The organism is Citrobacter sp. Cu233 (assembly GCF_030332225.1).
GTDB lineage: Bacteria > Pseudomonadota > Gammaproteobacteria > Enterobacterales > Enterobacteriaceae > Citrobacter.
Genome location: NZ_JAOWIF010000021.1, coordinates 18,515 through 33,021 on the forward strand (window position 1 = coordinate 18,515; position 14,507 = coordinate 33,021).

Genomic DNA, 14,507 nt, shown 5'->3' on the forward strand with positions numbered 1-14,507 from the left:
TCTACAGGCGCTATTTATTATTTGCTAACGGACTGCTCTTTTATTTTCTCAAGAATATTAATTGCTGGGTCGGAGGCAACGACGCGTAAATCCAGTTTCACTCCCAACTGGTCCAGTTTGTGAAAAGCATTAATATCGTCATCATCTAAAGAAACGGCTTTGGTTAATTGCTTTTTACCCGGTCGCCAGGCCATGCCGCCAATATTTAATGTGGCGATTTTTACCCCTTGCTTTACCATGGCCAGCGCATCCTGCGGGCGGGTAAAGAGATAAAAAACGGTTTCATTCTGATATTGCGGATTATGATAAACCGCCACCGCCTTTTCGATATTCACGACATTGACCTTCATCCCCGGCGGGGCAGCCTGGCGTAATAATGTTCGGCGAACTTCATCGTTATAGACCTCATCATTGCAGATAATAATCCGCTGGGCGTTTGCCACTTTCGACCAGACGGTAGTGACCTGGCCGTGGATCAGGCGGTCATCAATACGGGCAAGGGTAATGTTCATCAAAAATCCTCTTCGGTCGTTGCCAGTGGCTTCCAGACAACGCAGGTTTGTTGAGCAATGGTCGTCAGGTGTTCGCACAGTTCATCCACATTCATACTGCTCTGGTTGTCAACCAGCTCCAGTGCCAGCGGCAGTGACAACCCGCTAATAACCCGTATCGACGGGTTTTGCATCGCCAGCGTCGCGGCGGCATTCCATGGACTGCCACACTGCAGATCGACGGCAATCAGCCATTCATCATTGGTGTGAACGCTTACTAACTCTTTCAGTTTTGCCACGATATCGCTGGCGTTTTCACCGGGGACAAATTCCACGGCTTCAACGTTGGTCTCACCGTAGACCATCTGCACCGATTCCAGCATGGCGCAGGCCAGTTTGCCGTGGGCGCAGAAGATTGCATTGACCATAAAACCTCCTTAGCCGCGCGTTTTTCCGCCCGCAATGTTAGTGGTTACTCCGGTGATGTAGCTGGCGCGTTCAGACAACAGATAACAAACAAAATCAGCCACTTCCCCCAACCTTCCTGAACGACCAATGGGGATCGAGTTTTTGGTATAACCCTCGCGCAGCTGCTCGACGGTGATATTGCGGGTCCAGGCCAGCGCTTCTTCATATTCGGGGGTGCGCAGCCCGGTTTTTTCCAGAATGCCAGGCGCAATACCAACCACACGAATCCCGTGTTTGCCCAGCTCTTTTGACCACGAGCGGGTAAAGCTATTCAGCGCGGCTTTGGTGGCGGCGTAGCAGCTCTGACCTTCAGAACCTTCCAGTCCGCTTTCTGAAGAGACATTCACAATCACGCCGTCATGCTGTGTTACCATCTGGCGCGCTACCGCTTGCGACATTAAAAAAACGCCTTTTTGGTTGATATTGACCATTTTTTCAAAAGCGGCTTCATTGAGTTCATATTGCCCGGCCGGGGCTTTTTCATCGACCAGCAGGCGCGGGAAATTAACCCCCGCGTTATTCACCAGCCCATCAATACGGCCGAAACGCCGGATAATTTCAGCAACGGTGTGGCTGACTTCTTTGGCGCTGGAAATATCCGTCGGCCAGAAATGATATTTGCTGTGGTCGGTATATTTACCGTCGCCACCATGAATATCTGCCATCTGTACATTAGCACCTTGCGCTAATAACTCTTCAACAATGGCCAGGCCAATTCCTGATGCGCCACCGGTAACAATAATGACTTTATCCTGCAGATTTAACCACGTTTGCATAATCAACTCCCAATTTCAGATAAGGGGATCCTGCATAAAATAAATTATGTCAGGATCAATTCGAATATATTTACTTCAACAACAATTCAGCGGTATGACTGTTAGTGACTAAACCGTTAATATAATTCCCACGTAATGCACCAAGTATTCCATTCAGTTTTTCTTCCCCCATGGCAATGCCGATGGAGTAACGCGCCTGCTTTAATTTATTGGTTTCGATCGAGAGTGTTTTTTCACTCATACTGGTCTCTACCGTCACGCCGTTGATATCATAAAAGCGCGAGCAAATGTCTCCGGCGACATGGCGGGCATGCAGGTCATCACTCTCTTCGCTGCCGTAAAAGGCGTGCCAGTTGGCACCGTCCCTAATCGCCGGGGAGCCAATTCCGACCAGCGCGACGTCCAGATTATCCCAGTAGGCGGAAATTGAGCGGAAGTGTCGGGACTGCATAATCCCGTTACGGATCAGCGGGTTTTCCAGAAGCGCCGGGAAATCTGCCAGGTGCGATTCCCCTTTGAGCTTTGCCGCTGCACCGTAGGTCAGCGTATTGACGTGGTAACGGCTTTCAAGCTTGCCGGAGGGACCGCCGATAATCGGCACACAGATCAACTGGCGTGACTGGCTGGCCGGGGATAATCCTTCGACCAGCCCCCGAACGGCGCGCCCCCATGAGAAGCCGATAATATCGCCGGGTTCCAGTAAGCGCTCCAGCAGCTGTGCGCCGTGCACACCCATCATCGCGAGTTGTTCGTCTTCCTGTTCGCTGTCGCAGGAGACCACCACCGCTTCTTTCAGGCCAAATTTCTGTTTTAGCTGCTGTTCCAGCCACAGGTTTTCGTTGAAATCGTAATTGATGGCAATGGTAACGATGCCTGATTCGCGGCCACGTTTTAGCAGGCGGCTGATAGTGGTGCGATAAATTCCCAGCTCGCGGGCGATTTGCGCTTGCGTCATATCCTGTTCGTAATAGAGCTGCGCTATTTTTACGATCAGGCGGATATCATCGCTGTTTTCCGTTGCCATCTTTAGGCTCCTGCACATTTGTGCAAATCACGAAATTGTCTTCTTGATCTGATATAACCCCATCGATGGCCCAGTTCAAAGTAATTTTCTCTTCTTTCAGCGCCATGAACTGGCAGTTTGTGTTGCACATTTGATGTACCGATAGTGCGTTGTCGGCACATATGAGCTTATTGATGTAATACCTTGATTCTGTGTATTTTCGCGCAACAAAATTGCAGGCATGGGTTGCGGACACTTTTGTGTCGAAAGGTGTGACGGATCACAAATAGCGCCCGGGCGTTAGAACACGACTATTTTTTATCGCCCGCAAGGTAGGGTATATTTCGCTTTTAATACACAAAATCATTCAAGTTGTATCACGGCGGCAAGGGAGCAAACCCCTGGGAGCATAGATGGCTATGTGACCCGGGTGAGTGAGGGCAGCCAGCGCAGAGACAGTTTGAAGGATGCAGTGTATACAGGAGAAATTATGCTGCCCGACTCATCCATCCGATTAAATAAATACATCAGTGAAAGCGGAATCTGCTCGCGTCGCGAAGCGGATCGCTTTATCGAACAAGGGAATGTCTTCCTGAATGGCAAACGCGCCACCATTGGCGATCAGGTGATGCCTGGCGACGTCGTGAAAGTAAATGGTCGGTTGATTGAGCCGCGTGAAGCGGAAGATCTGGTTTTTATTGCGCTGAACAAGCCAGTGGGGATTGTCAGTACCACTGAAGACAGCGAACGCGACAACATTGTTGATTTTGTTAACCACAGCAAGCGTGTGTTCCCGATTGGTCGTCTGGACAAAGATTCTCAGGGACTTATCTTTCTGACCAACCACGGCGATCTGGTGAATAAGATCCTGCGTGCCGGTAACGATCACGAAAAAGAGTATCTGGTGACGGTAGATAAACCCGTCACCGACGACTTTATCCGTGGGATGGGAGCCGGTGTGCCCATTCTCGGCACCGTTACCAAAAAATGTAAGGTGAAGAAAGAAGCGCCGTTTGTTTTCCGCATTACGCTGATTCAGGGGCTGAACCGCCAGATCCGTCGTATGTGCGAGCACTTCGGTTATGAAGTGACGAAGCTTGAGCGCACACGCATCATGAACGTCAGTTTGTCCGGCCTGCCGCTGGGCGAATGGCGTGATCTGACGGGGGACGAACTGATCGAACTGTTCAAGCTGATTGAGAATTCTTCTTCAGAAGCTAAACCGAAGGCGAAAGCGAAGCCAAAAGCAACCACCGCAGGCATCAAGCGCCCGGTGGTGAAAATCGAAAAATCGGCGGAGAAAGAGAAATCGCGCCCGGCGGCAAACGGTAAGCGTTTTACCTCGCCGGGGCGAAAGAAGAAAGGGCGTTAACGTCTGCCGCGCGTTGGCGTATTCGCTGACCAGGAAAATGATGCTTCCGTATCCGGTTTATAAGCCTGCTTTTTCTTCAACTGGCGGGCTTTTTTGGCCTCTGCTTCGCGCAAGGCCATCAGCTTATCGATGTACTCTTTCTTAATGCTGTTGGTCTCAGCGTTGGTGAGCAGTCGACCATGCGCAATACGCGCGCGGTCGAGCAGTGTTTTCAGTTCGCGCTGTTCGCGCTCGGTCATCTCTTTTTGGGTAATGCGGGGGAGTGCCATACGGTTGCCCTCAGTTAGCCAGAGGTTCCAGTGTACGGGAAATCATGCGAAAGAAACTAATTCTGAAAGCGCATCGCAGATTATTTCTTTCCCAAGTGACGAATAACACCGCCTGAATTAGCGTAATGCCCGTATTGAGACAGGGTATGTGAAAATGACATCTCTCTTTGTGTATAAAATTTTATACAAGGATGTGCTATGCTTTCAGTCAGGCAAGCGTCGAAGCCTATTGCCTGGGTCGGCCGGTCATTCGATGATTTATGCCGTTTCCCGGAAGAGGTGCGTAAAGACGCAGGGTATCAGTTACATCGTTTGCAGGCTGGCCTGGAAGCGGCAGACTGGAAACCGATGACAGAAATTGGGCCGGGTGTTGAAGAGGTTCGATTACGGCATGTTTGCGGAATTTATCGGATTATCTATTTTGCCCGCCTCGAGGATGCTGTTTATGTGTTGCACTGTTTCGGCAAAAAGACACAGCGCGCTTCTGAGCAGGATAAACGTATTGCAAAAGCCCGTTATCAGGCGGTACAGCAAGAGCTAAGGAAACGAAAATGAGCCCCTCCATTGATGTCAAAATCCATCACGTGACGCCTGCGGATGCCAATATTTTTTCTGAGCTGGGGTTTAGTGGCGAGGAATCCCAACGGCTTTATCAGGATGCCGAACGAGAAGTTGAGCAACTTATTGCGCTTAAACAGCAGCTGATGCAGGAAATTTCCGTCTGGATTGACGAACACAAACTGAAACAGGCAGACGCCGCCCTGAAATTAAATATCTCCCGACCACGGGTTTCGGATGTTGTGAACCAGAAAACCAACAAATTTACCCTGGACGCTTTGGTCATGATGCTGGTGAAACTTGGCAAGCCAGTAACGCTGCAAGTGGGTTAGACCCGGTTTCTGCATCCTCCGGGTCAACTGGCTTCCCATGTAGGCCGGGTAAGCTTTCACTACCCGGCACTTTATTCGTTTTCTTCCGCCGTCTGATGCGGTTTCTCTTCAATCGGCTTACCGGACCAGTAACCCGCCAGCAGCGAGCCGGAAAGGTTATGCCAGACGGAGAACAGCGCGCCGGGCAGGGCGGCGAGCGGACCGAAGTAGATTTTGCCCAGTGCAGCGGCAAGCCCTGAATTCTGCATACCGACTTCAATCGCCAGTGTGCGGCAGGTGGATTCATCAAAGCCGAAGAGTTTTCCGCCCCAGTAGCCGCCGAGCAAACCAATGGTGTTATGCAGAATAACGGCGATAATCACCACAAAGCCGACTGACGCAATGTGCGAGGCGGAACCCGCCACGACGGCGCTGATGATCGCCAGGATGCACACCATAGAAAACGCGGGCAGATACGGCTCCACGGCTTTTACGACGCGCGGGAACAGATGGTGAATGACCAGGCCTAAAGCAATCGGAATAACCACGATCTGCAGAATACTCAGCAGCATACCCATAACATCCACCTGAATATGCGCATCGACGTAAAGACGGGTGAGCAGTGGCGTGGCGACGACACCGACCAGCGTTGAAACCGATGAAATCGTCACGGAGAGCGCCACATCACCCTTCGCCAGATAGATCATTACGTTTGATGCCGTTCCGCTGGCTACGCTACCGACCAGCACCATACCTGCGGACAATTCCGGCGGCATATTAAAAGCCAGCGCCAAAATCCATGCGGCGAGCGGCATCACCAGATAGTGCAGGAAAATACCTGCAGCAACCGGTGCAGGGCGTGAGAGTACGCGTTTAAAGTCATCTACCTTCAGGTGAACACCCATGCCGAACATAATCAGCATCAGTAATGACGGCACGAATGGCCCGACTGGCGTAAAGGTGGGGGGCGTGTAATACGCAATAACAGAGAGCAGCAGCGCCCATAACGGGAACAGCCGCGTGAGAGTAGCGAGCATGTTGTATTCCTTGCGATTGAAATGTGTTGTGTTGTTATAAAAAAGCCGGGATCGAGCCCGGCCATAGTTATTGTTTATCGCGTGATGGAATATTATTCAAACAAATTATGTTCATGTTCCGCAGCGAACGCTTTCCCAGCTCAGTCCAAAACGGGCGAGATATTTTCGCAGGCGATCGGCATCGTTAGGATTGGCTTTTTTCTGCCGCGAAACGGCAAACAGTTCGCGTCCGGCTTCCGACAGCGACGCACAGCGGCGGCACACTTCCAGCACCGTTTCTAACTGGCGGCGATCGAACAGGTCAATGTCCATGTTCAGTTCAGGTTGCGAAGCGGCGATCTGCCAGCTCTCCTTTAACAGCGCAATCTCTTCTTCGACAAGGGATAAGGTGATGCGACCTTGTTCGGCAAGTGTCGCCATGCGCGCGATGGATGAGCTTAGCTCGCGAAAATTGCCGCGCCATTGCGCCTGTGGGGAGCAGGCAAATGCCAGATAGCAAACACGTGCCTCTTTATCGAAACGGATCTGCGTCTGTTTATTGCTGGAAAAACGTTGCAGTTCATACTCGACGTTCGGGGCGATATCTTCCCGCCGCTGCGCCAGACCGGGTAGGGCGAAGCTCCACATATTGATACGCGCGTAGAGATCCTCGCGAAAACGGCCCTCAGCGACCCACTGTGACATGTTGCGATGGGTTCCGGCAATCAGCTGAAAATCGCTGTGTACTTCTTTGTCCGACCCAAACGGGAAAAAGGTTTTTTCTTCAATCGCTTTTAGCAGCATGGCCTGCTCATCCAGCCCCAACTCGGCAATCTCATCGAGAAACAGCACGCCGCCATCCGCTTCTCGCAGCAATCCGCTACGTGCCGTGAGTGCGCCAGTAAACGCCCCCTTCACATGACCAAATAACGTGGACATCGCATTATCGCCGCGTAGGGTCGCGCAGTTGACTGCGACCAGTTTTCCCGCCATCAGATGCCGCGACTGGCGCAGCTGAAAAATACGTTTCGCGAGGAAGGATTTGCCCGCGCCGGTAGGGCCGGTCAGCAGGATCGGGTCGGTCGAACGCAGAGCCACCCGCTCAATGCGATCGATCAGTTTATTGAACGTGGCGTTGCGCGTATCAATCCCGGCTTTCAAAAAAGAGACCGACTGCTGCTGCTCGCGCTGAAAGCGACTGGTGAGCGTGGCATAGCGACTTAAATCGAGGTCGATAACCGAGCAGACGCCAGCAGCGACGGCTTCATCAGTAGAACCTTTTGGCGCCGGGCTGGTTTGCAGCAGGCTGGCGGGCAGGTAGCGCGCTTCCGTCAGCAAAAACCAGCAGATCTGCGCCACGTGAGTGCCGGTGGTGATGTGCACCAGATACTCTTCGTTTTCCGTATCAAATTCATAATTCGTGGCAAAGTCGAGAAACGCGGCGTAGACCTCTTCAAAATCCCACGGATCGTTAATGGTTACGGTATGCGGGCGGACTTCGGTGTGAGGCGAAAGCAGCACAACGTCTTCAATCAATCTTTGCACCATGCTCTCATCGCGTGGCTGGTGGAGGAGTTCCAGCCTGTCGACAGGGAAATCAGGCTGTTGGCATAGCCCAACTGTGGGGCGCCACTTCTTAAACCGATTGGCTCGCTTGCCGCGTTTATCCAGCACCGTTCCCAGTACGCCAATCACTACCCGTCGCTTCTTCATGGTTTATCCAAAAAGATAAATAAGAGAATAAAAGATAAAAAATTTAACCCATCAAGACAATCGTCATTATTGGTGGAGGTAATTTAAATAATAAAAATCAATTAATTAAAAATTAATTATGCCAATGTTAATTCCTGGCACGCTTCTGGCAATAACACTTTAGTCAATCACGCTGAAAGCGCAGGGGGTTAAACCCCGCCGGCACGTCAGGAACTGCACAGGCTGTTTTCCGGGAGTGTTCCGTCAGCCGATGACCACCCAACGGGTTCGATTCCCGATTCATTCTCCCAATGAAACTGGTTGTTAATCATAGAAATAAAACGGAGCAATGCGCAGTTAGCACGCTCCAGAACAGGCTGCCGGTAAAGATGCCGTGCGACAGGCAAAAGGGAATTCCCCTGCCGCTTCGCCCCTGCACCCGCGCCTGGCTCACAATAAGGAATAATAAATGATGAAGAAAATCACTATACAAAAAGCGCAGTTAGGTCTTTTATCCCGCGAGGGCGATTACTATCAGGCACTGGAAGCGGGTCAGCACCGTTTACCGTGGTTTAACACCCCGGAAGTGCTGATCGTTAATAGGGATGGCAGCGAAGTACCGGAAGCGTTAGCGGAGTATTTGCGCCGCTTTCAGCCCTCCTGGGTGGAACGTTACTGCCTGGTCGCGGATACGACGGACACCGAAGCCGGGGCGCTGTATGTCAATGGCGTTTTGCAGGAGATCCTGCCACCGGCAACGCGCCGTCTGTACTGGCAGGCCGATGAGGCACTGAACCTGGTGCGCATGGATACGCGTCAGGTTCAGGTACCACCGGACGTTATGAATGCAGTATTACAGCCACGCCGCAGCGGTACAGTAAAAGGCCGTGACGCGATCTTAACGGTGCAGGTTCCGGCGTGGCACGTCGGCGTGTTGAAAATCGATGGCGAAACCCAGGCGCTGTTGCCGCCAGGATTAACAGCTTACTGGAAGGTAAACCATCTGATTGAAGCGGAAGTCGTTGATACCCGTTTACAAGTTCTGGAGGTCGGCGGCCAGGAGATCCTGACCAAAGATAAGGTCAACCTGCGTTTAAACCTGGCGGCGAACTGGCGTTACAGCGATGTGTTGCTGGCTTTTGGCCAACTGACTAAACCGCTGGAGCACCTTTACCGCGAGTTGCAGTTTGCGCTGCGTGAGGCTGTCGGTACTCGAACGCTGGACGAGCTGCTGGAAGATAAGCAGGTGATTGACGATGTGGTGAGCACGCAGGTGAAAACCCGCATGACGCCGTTTGGTATCGAGGTGGATTCGCTGGGCGTGAAAGATATCGTCCTGCCGGGCGATATGAAAGCCATTTTGTCGCAACTGGTTGAAGCGGAAAAATCCGCCCAGGCCAACGTCATTCGTCGACGCGAAGAAACCGCCGCGACGCGATCGCTGTTGAATACCGCAAAAGTGATGGAAAACAACCCGGTGGCGCTGCGTTTAAAAGAGCTGGAAACCCTCGAAAGAGTGGCGGAGCGTATCGATAAAATCTCGGTATTCGGTGGCCTTGACCAGGTGCTGCACGGTCTGGTGAATATAAAAGGATAAGTGAAATGAGCGACAACGGAGTGAATGCCGCGATGCGCGAACGGGTGTTTCGCCAGCTAAAAGAAGTGGAGCGGCGCTATAACGTCAAAGTGCTATACGCCTGCGAATCCGGCAGCCGTGGCTGGGGATTTGCCTCGCCGGACAGCGATTACGACGTGCGATTTCTCTATGTTCATCCCCCCGAATGGTATCTGCGGGTCGAAGCGCCACGAGATGTTATCGAACTGCCGATAGATGATGAGCTGGACGTGTGCGGCTGGGAATGGCGCAAGGCGCTGGGGTTGCTCAAAGACGCAAACCCGACGCTTATCGAGTGGCTGGATTCGCCGGTGATCTATCTGCAGGACGAAGTGGCGGTGTCGGCGTTGAAAACGTTGGTGCCTAAATGGTTTTCCCCGCTACGTGCCCGCTGGCACTACTATTCGATGGCGCGGAAAAACTTTCGCGGTTATCTGCAGGGTGACGACGTGCGATTGAAGAAGTACTTCTACGTTCTGCGACCACTGTTGGCGGTGCGTTGGGTGGAAGCAGGGAAGGGTGTGCCGCCGATGCGTTTTGCCGATCTGCTGGTGGGAAGTGAACTGGATGCGCCATTGTGTCAGGAAATCGACGAATTGTTGGCACGCAAACAGCGGTCAGGTGAGGCTGAGTATGGTCCGCGTCGTCCATTGCTACATGCGTTTATCCGCGCCGAACTGGAGAGAGGAGAAATCCCACCGACGTTACCGGACAGCCGGGAAGGGGATGCCAGGGAACTGGACAGACTGTTATATGACACGGTGATGCGGTGAAAATACCCGATGGCGTAAGAACCATCGGGCGTTGACTTCTACTTATTCAAACAAATTGTGGTGCAGCTTCTGGACGACCAACTCGGCTTCGGCGCCCGGGACCAGGAAGCACAGGTTATGGCTGGATGCGCCGTAGCAAATCATGCGAATGTTAAATGGCTCCAGTACACCGAACACCTCTTTGCCTACGCCACAGGCTTTTGACAGGTCATTACCAATCAGCGCGACCAGCGCCAGACCTTCTTCAACTTCAACCCGACACAGTGCAGACAGTTCCATCAGCAGAGACTGTGTTAACAGCGTATCGCCGGTGGAGGTGGAGCCTGTGGTGTCCAGCGTCAGCGCCACGCTGACTTCGGATGTGGTGATCAAATCTACCGAGATATTGTGGCGTGCCAGGATACCGAACACTTCCGCTAAAAATCCGCGAGAGTGCAGCATATTCAGGCTATGCAGCGTCAACAGTGTTTGTTTGCGGCGCAGGGCCAGCGCCCGGAACAGCGGTGGATTCGCGGTTTTATTGCACACCAGCGTGCCGCCTGCTTTGGGATCTTTGCTGGAGCCAACAAATACCGGAATATCGCTACGTACGGCAGGTAACAGGGTTGCCGGGTGCAGGACTTTCGCACCGAAGGTGGCCATTTCCGCGGCCTCTTCGAAGGCAATCTCATCGATACGCTGCGCTGCGGGAACAACGCGTGGATCGGTCGTGTAAATGCCGGGAACATCGGTCCAGATATCGACGCGCGTTGCGTGCAGCGCTTCGGCCAGCAGGGCTGCTGTATAATCGCTGCCGCCGCGTCCCAGTGTGGTGGTGCGGCCTTTGCTTTCGCTACCGATAAAGCCCTGAGTAATGACCAGACCTTCGCTTAACCGCGGGGCAAGCTGGATGGCTGCCAGTTCGGCCAGCGCCGCTACATCTGGCTCAGCACGACCAAAGCGATCGTTGGTGCGCATCACTTTGCGTACATCAAACCATTGGGCCTGAACGTTACGCTCGCGCAGGATCTCAACAAACAGCAGGGTAGACATCAGTTCACCGTGGCTGACCAGTTCATCCGTCAGCGCCGTGGAGGTAGCCAGTGAGGCCGCCTCGGCCAGCGTAGTGATGTTTTCCAGCAGACGCTCAATTTCTTCGCGGATCACGTTCGGATAACGCAGGCGTTCCAGAATATTGAACTGAATTTGACGAATGGCGTCGAGTTTCTCGAAGCGCTCAGTCGGCTCCAGCCCTTCTGCCAGTGCAACCAGGAGATTGGTAATGCCTGCTGAAGCGGAAAGCACCACTAAGCGGACGTTAGTATCGGAAAGTACGACATCCGCGCTGCGATTCATGGCGTCAAAATCCGCCACGCTGGTACCACCAAACTTGGAGACAACTACATCAGTCATAACTACCTCGTGTCAGGGAATAAATAGAGCGACCATGGCACATAAGGCAGAACAGAAACCGGTGCAGGCGCAAATGCAAATACCGTATTTATAAATAAAATGTGTAGCCTGTACTGTCAACGCTGGGATTATGCGGATTTTTCATGCTGCATTAGCGCTGAGTAACAGTGCTTATAACAGCCCTACACGTCATCCTTCAAACTGCCTCTGTGTTGACTGCGCCTGCTCACCTCAGCCACATACTTCAGTAAACTTCTGGGGACGCACCGGCTTGTCGCCTTGACGCAGGTTGAAAGATTTTGTGTATATACTTTTTACCCGGGTTCGATGGACACAAGGGCAATGGCATTAAAACAATCACACTTTTCGGTGACTGGCGTTACAATCGATCTCAGTCACAATTCTCAAAATCAGAAGAGTATTGCTAATGAAAAACATCAATCCAACGCAGACCTCCGCCTGGCAGGCACTACAAAAACACTTTGAAGAGATGAAAGACGTTACTATCGCGGACCTGTTCGCGAAAGATAGCGATCGTTTCACTAAGTTTTCCGCGACGTTTGATGATCTGATGCTGGTGGATTTCTCTAAAAACCGTATCACAGAAGAAACGCTGGCCAAGCTGCAGGAGCTGGCGAAAGAGACCGATCTGGCTGGTGCTATCAAGTCCATGTTCTCCGGTGAGAAAATCAACCGCACCGAAGACCGTGCGGTGCTGCACGTGGCGCTGCGCAACCGTAGCAATACGCCGATCATCGTTGATGGCAAAGATGTGATGCCGGAAGTGAATGCGGTGCTGGAGAAAATGAAATCCTTCTCTGAAGCGATTATCTCCGGAAGCTGGAAAGGCTACACCGGCAAAGCGATCACGGATGTGGTGAACATCGGTATCGGTGGCTCCGACCTCGGCCCGTTCATGGTGACCGAAGCGCTGCGTCCATATAAAAATCACCTGAACATGCACTTTGTGTCTAACGTCGATGGTACGCACATTGCTGAAGTGCTGAAGAAAGTGAACCCGGAAACCACGCTGTTCCTGGTCGCTTCTAAAACCTTCACCACTCAGGAAACCATGACCAACGCCCACAGCGCGCGTGACTGGTTCCTGGCGACCGCTGGCGACAACAAGCACGTTGCGAAACACTTTGCGGCGCTGTCCACCAACGGTAAAGCGGTTGGCGAGTTTGGTATTGATACTGCCAACATGTTCGAGTTCTGGGATTGGGTTGGCGGTCGTTACTCTCTGTGGTCTGCCATTGGCCTGTCCATCATTCTGTCCGTGGGCTTCGACAACTTTGTTGAGTTGCTGTCCGGTGCGCATGCGATGGACAAACATTTTTCCACCACCCCGGCGGAGAAAAACCTGCCAGTGCTGCTGGCGCTGATCGGTATCTGGTACAACAACTTCTTCGGTGCCGAAACCGAAGCAATCCTGCCGTACGACCAGTATATGCACCGCTTCGCGGCCTACTTCCAGCAGGGCAACATGGAATCCAACGGTAAATACGTTGACCGTAACGGTAACGCCGTGGACTACCAGACTGGCCCAATCATCTGGGGTGAGCCGGGGACTAACGGCCAGCATGCGTTCTACCAGCTGATTCACCAGGGCACCAAAATGGTTCCTTGTGACTTTATCGCTCCGGCGATTACGCACAACCCGCTGTCGGATCACCATCCGAAACTGCTGTCTAACTTCTTCGCGCAGACCGAAGCGCTGGCATTTGGTAAATCGCGTGAAGTGGTAGAGCAGGAATATCGCGATCAGGGTAAAGATCCGGCCCAGCTCGAACACGTTGTGCCGTTCAAAGTGTTTGAAGGCAACCGTCCGACGAACTCTATTCTGCTGCGTGAAATCACGCCGTTTAGCCTGGGTGCGTTGATTGCGTTGTATGAGCATAAAATCTTTACTCAGGGCGCAATCCTGAACATCTTCACTTTCGACCAGTGGGGCGTTGAGCTGGGCAAACAGCTGGCAAACCGCATTCTGCCTGAGCTGAACGATGATAAAACTGTTTCTTCCCATGATGTTTCTACTAATGGGTTGATTAACCGTTACAAAGCCTGGCGTGCCTGATAGCGCTGCGCTTATCCGGCCTGCAGGTACATACCCTGTAGGCCGGATAAGGCGTTTCGCCGCCATCCGGCAAGCAAGAATGAAATAAAAAAGCCGATATTAATATCGGCTTTTTTTATAAGATTACTCCGGGATATTTACGTTTTTTCTTCATCTTTTAATTGAGCTTAATCCTAAAATAATTTATTCAACGTTGCTCTATTTCTAATGTTTTCAGATTTACCGGATATTGTGTTTTTTATTATCATATTTTAATTAATTGATTTTAATTATTTTTATTATTTGTTGTTAATCATTTTCTCTCTCGTTATCTAATTGTCCTAAATTCCCTCCCGACCTAATTTGCACACTTCGCTTGTGTATACTCGACCTCGCCCGAAATTCTTTTGGGTAAATCTCCATTCATGCAATGAAGGGAATTTGTGATGAAAAAAGTTCTGTATGGCCTGTGGGCTATATCTGCGCTTACGGCGACCTCTGTTTATGCCGCCCCCGTTCAGGTGGGGGAGGCCGCAGGGTCGGCAGCTGCGTCGGTTTCGGCAGGAAGTTCCTCCGCAACCAGCGTGAGCACCGTAAGTTCTGCGGTGGGTGTCGCCCTGGCGGCGACCGGTGGTGGCGATGGTTCTAATACCGGAACGACCACCACCACAACCACCAGTACCCAGTAATACCGGTACGTTTAACCATAACCACA

The 14,507-nt window shown here is 52.0% G+C and carries 15 protein-coding genes; 7 read left to right on the forward strand and 8 right to left on the reverse strand.

Annotation, left to right across the window (positions count from 1 at the left end):
- Positions 1-17: 17 nt before the first annotated feature.
- From OGX95_RS00165 to OGX95_RS00180, 4 genes are all read right to left on the reverse strand, one after another.
- Positions 18-512 (reverse strand): PTS sugar transporter subunit IIB, encoded by a 495-nt coding sequence (locus tag OGX95_RS00165; RefSeq protein ID WP_286627858.1) that lies wholly within the window; start codon positions 510-512, stop codon positions 18-20.
- Positions 512-919, reverse strand: a complete 408-nt coding sequence (locus OGX95_RS00170; RefSeq protein ID WP_286627859.1) for a mannose/fructose/sorbose PTS transporter subunit IIA — start codon at positions 917-919, stop codon at positions 512-514. Before OGX95_RS00170 ends, OGX95_RS00165 begins: the two co-directional genes overlap by 1 nt.
- A gap of 9 nt (positions 920-928) precedes the next feature.
- A complete protein-coding gene (locus tag OGX95_RS00175) occupies positions 929-1,735 on the reverse strand; it encodes an SDR family oxidoreductase (RefSeq protein WP_286627861.1) in 807 nt (268 codons plus the stop codon).
- Positions 1,736-1,805: 70 nt separating this feature from the next.
- Positions 1,806-2,759 (reverse strand): sugar-binding transcriptional regulator, encoded by a 954-nt coding sequence (locus OGX95_RS00180; protein WP_286627863.1) that lies wholly within the window; start codon positions 2,757-2,759, stop codon positions 1,806-1,808.
- 469 nt (positions 2,760-3,228) lie between these two features.
- On the opposite strand from OGX95_RS00180, the gene rluF reads away from it, so the two are divergent.
- Complete coding sequence (gene rluF, locus OGX95_RS00185) at positions 3,229-4,110, forward strand: 23S rRNA pseudouridine(2604) synthase RluF (protein WP_286627865.1); 882 nt, start codon at positions 3,229-3,231, stop codon at positions 4,108-4,110.
- Here rluF and OGX95_RS00190 read toward each other — a convergent pair.
- Positions 4,107-4,379, reverse strand: coding sequence for a YjbD family protein (locus tag OGX95_RS00190; RefSeq protein ID WP_286627867.1), 273 nt, complete (start codon positions 4,377-4,379; stop codon positions 4,107-4,109). The genes rluF and OGX95_RS00190 overlap by 4 nt on opposite strands.
- Before the next feature lie 198 nt (positions 4,380-4,577).
- On the opposite strand from OGX95_RS00190, the gene OGX95_RS00195 reads away from it, so the two are divergent.
- Positions 4,578-4,934: a type II toxin-antitoxin system RelE/ParE family toxin gene (locus OGX95_RS00195; protein ID WP_286627868.1), complete on the forward strand. Its 357-nt coding sequence runs from the start codon at positions 4,578-4,580 to the stop codon at positions 4,932-4,934.
- Positions 4,931-5,269 (forward strand): helix-turn-helix domain-containing protein, encoded by a 339-nt coding sequence (locus OGX95_RS00200; protein WP_286627869.1) that lies wholly within the window; start codon positions 4,931-4,933, stop codon positions 5,267-5,269. Before OGX95_RS00195 ends, OGX95_RS00200 begins: the two co-directional genes overlap by 4 nt.
- Before the next feature lie 71 nt (positions 5,270-5,340).
- On the opposite strand, the gene panS is transcribed toward OGX95_RS00200, so the two are convergent.
- Positions 5,341-6,285, reverse strand: a complete 945-nt coding sequence (gene panS, locus OGX95_RS00205) for a ketopantoate/pantoate/pantothenate transporter PanS (RefSeq protein ID WP_286627870.1) — start codon at positions 6,283-6,285, stop codon at positions 5,341-5,343.
- Positions 6,286-6,396: 111 nt separating this feature from the next.
- A complete protein-coding gene (rtcR, locus tag OGX95_RS00210) occupies positions 6,397-7,977 on the reverse strand; it encodes an RNA repair transcriptional activator RtcR (protein WP_286627871.1) in 1,581 nt (526 codons plus the stop codon).
- Positions 7,978-8,425: 448 nt separating this feature from the next.
- Between rtcR and OGX95_RS00215 the strand changes: the two genes are divergently transcribed.
- The gene (locus tag OGX95_RS00215; protein ID WP_286627872.1) at positions 8,426-9,553 is read left to right on the forward strand and encodes a slipin family protein; all 1,128 of its coding nucleotides are present in this window, start codon (positions 8,426-8,428) and stop codon (positions 9,551-9,553) included.
- Positions 9,554-9,558: 5 nt separating this feature from the next.
- Positions 9,559-10,344, forward strand: coding sequence for a nucleotidyltransferase domain-containing protein (locus OGX95_RS00220; RefSeq protein ID WP_286627873.1), 786 nt, complete (start codon positions 9,559-9,561; stop codon positions 10,342-10,344).
- A 42-nt stretch (positions 10,345-10,386) separates the two neighbouring features.
- Here the strand turns inward: OGX95_RS00220 and lysC are convergent, their stop codons facing one another.
- Positions 10,387-11,736, reverse strand: coding sequence for a lysine-sensitive aspartokinase 3 (gene lysC, locus OGX95_RS00225; protein WP_286627874.1), 1,350 nt, complete (start codon positions 11,734-11,736; stop codon positions 10,387-10,389).
- Positions 11,737-12,163: 427 nt separating this feature from the next.
- On the opposite strand from lysC, the gene pgi reads away from it, so the two are divergent.
- Both pgi and yjbE read left to right on the forward strand, forming a co-directional pair.
- Positions 12,164-13,813, forward strand: coding sequence for a glucose-6-phosphate isomerase (pgi, locus tag OGX95_RS00230; RefSeq protein ID WP_286627875.1), 1,650 nt, complete (start codon positions 12,164-12,166; stop codon positions 13,811-13,813).
- A 425-nt stretch (positions 13,814-14,238) separates the two neighbouring features.
- On the forward strand, positions 14,239-14,481 hold the full coding sequence (gene yjbE, locus OGX95_RS00235) for an exopolysaccharide production protein YjbE (protein ID WP_286627876.1): 243 nt from the start codon (positions 14,239-14,241) through the stop codon (positions 14,479-14,481).
- Positions 14,482-14,507 lie beyond the last annotated feature (26 nt).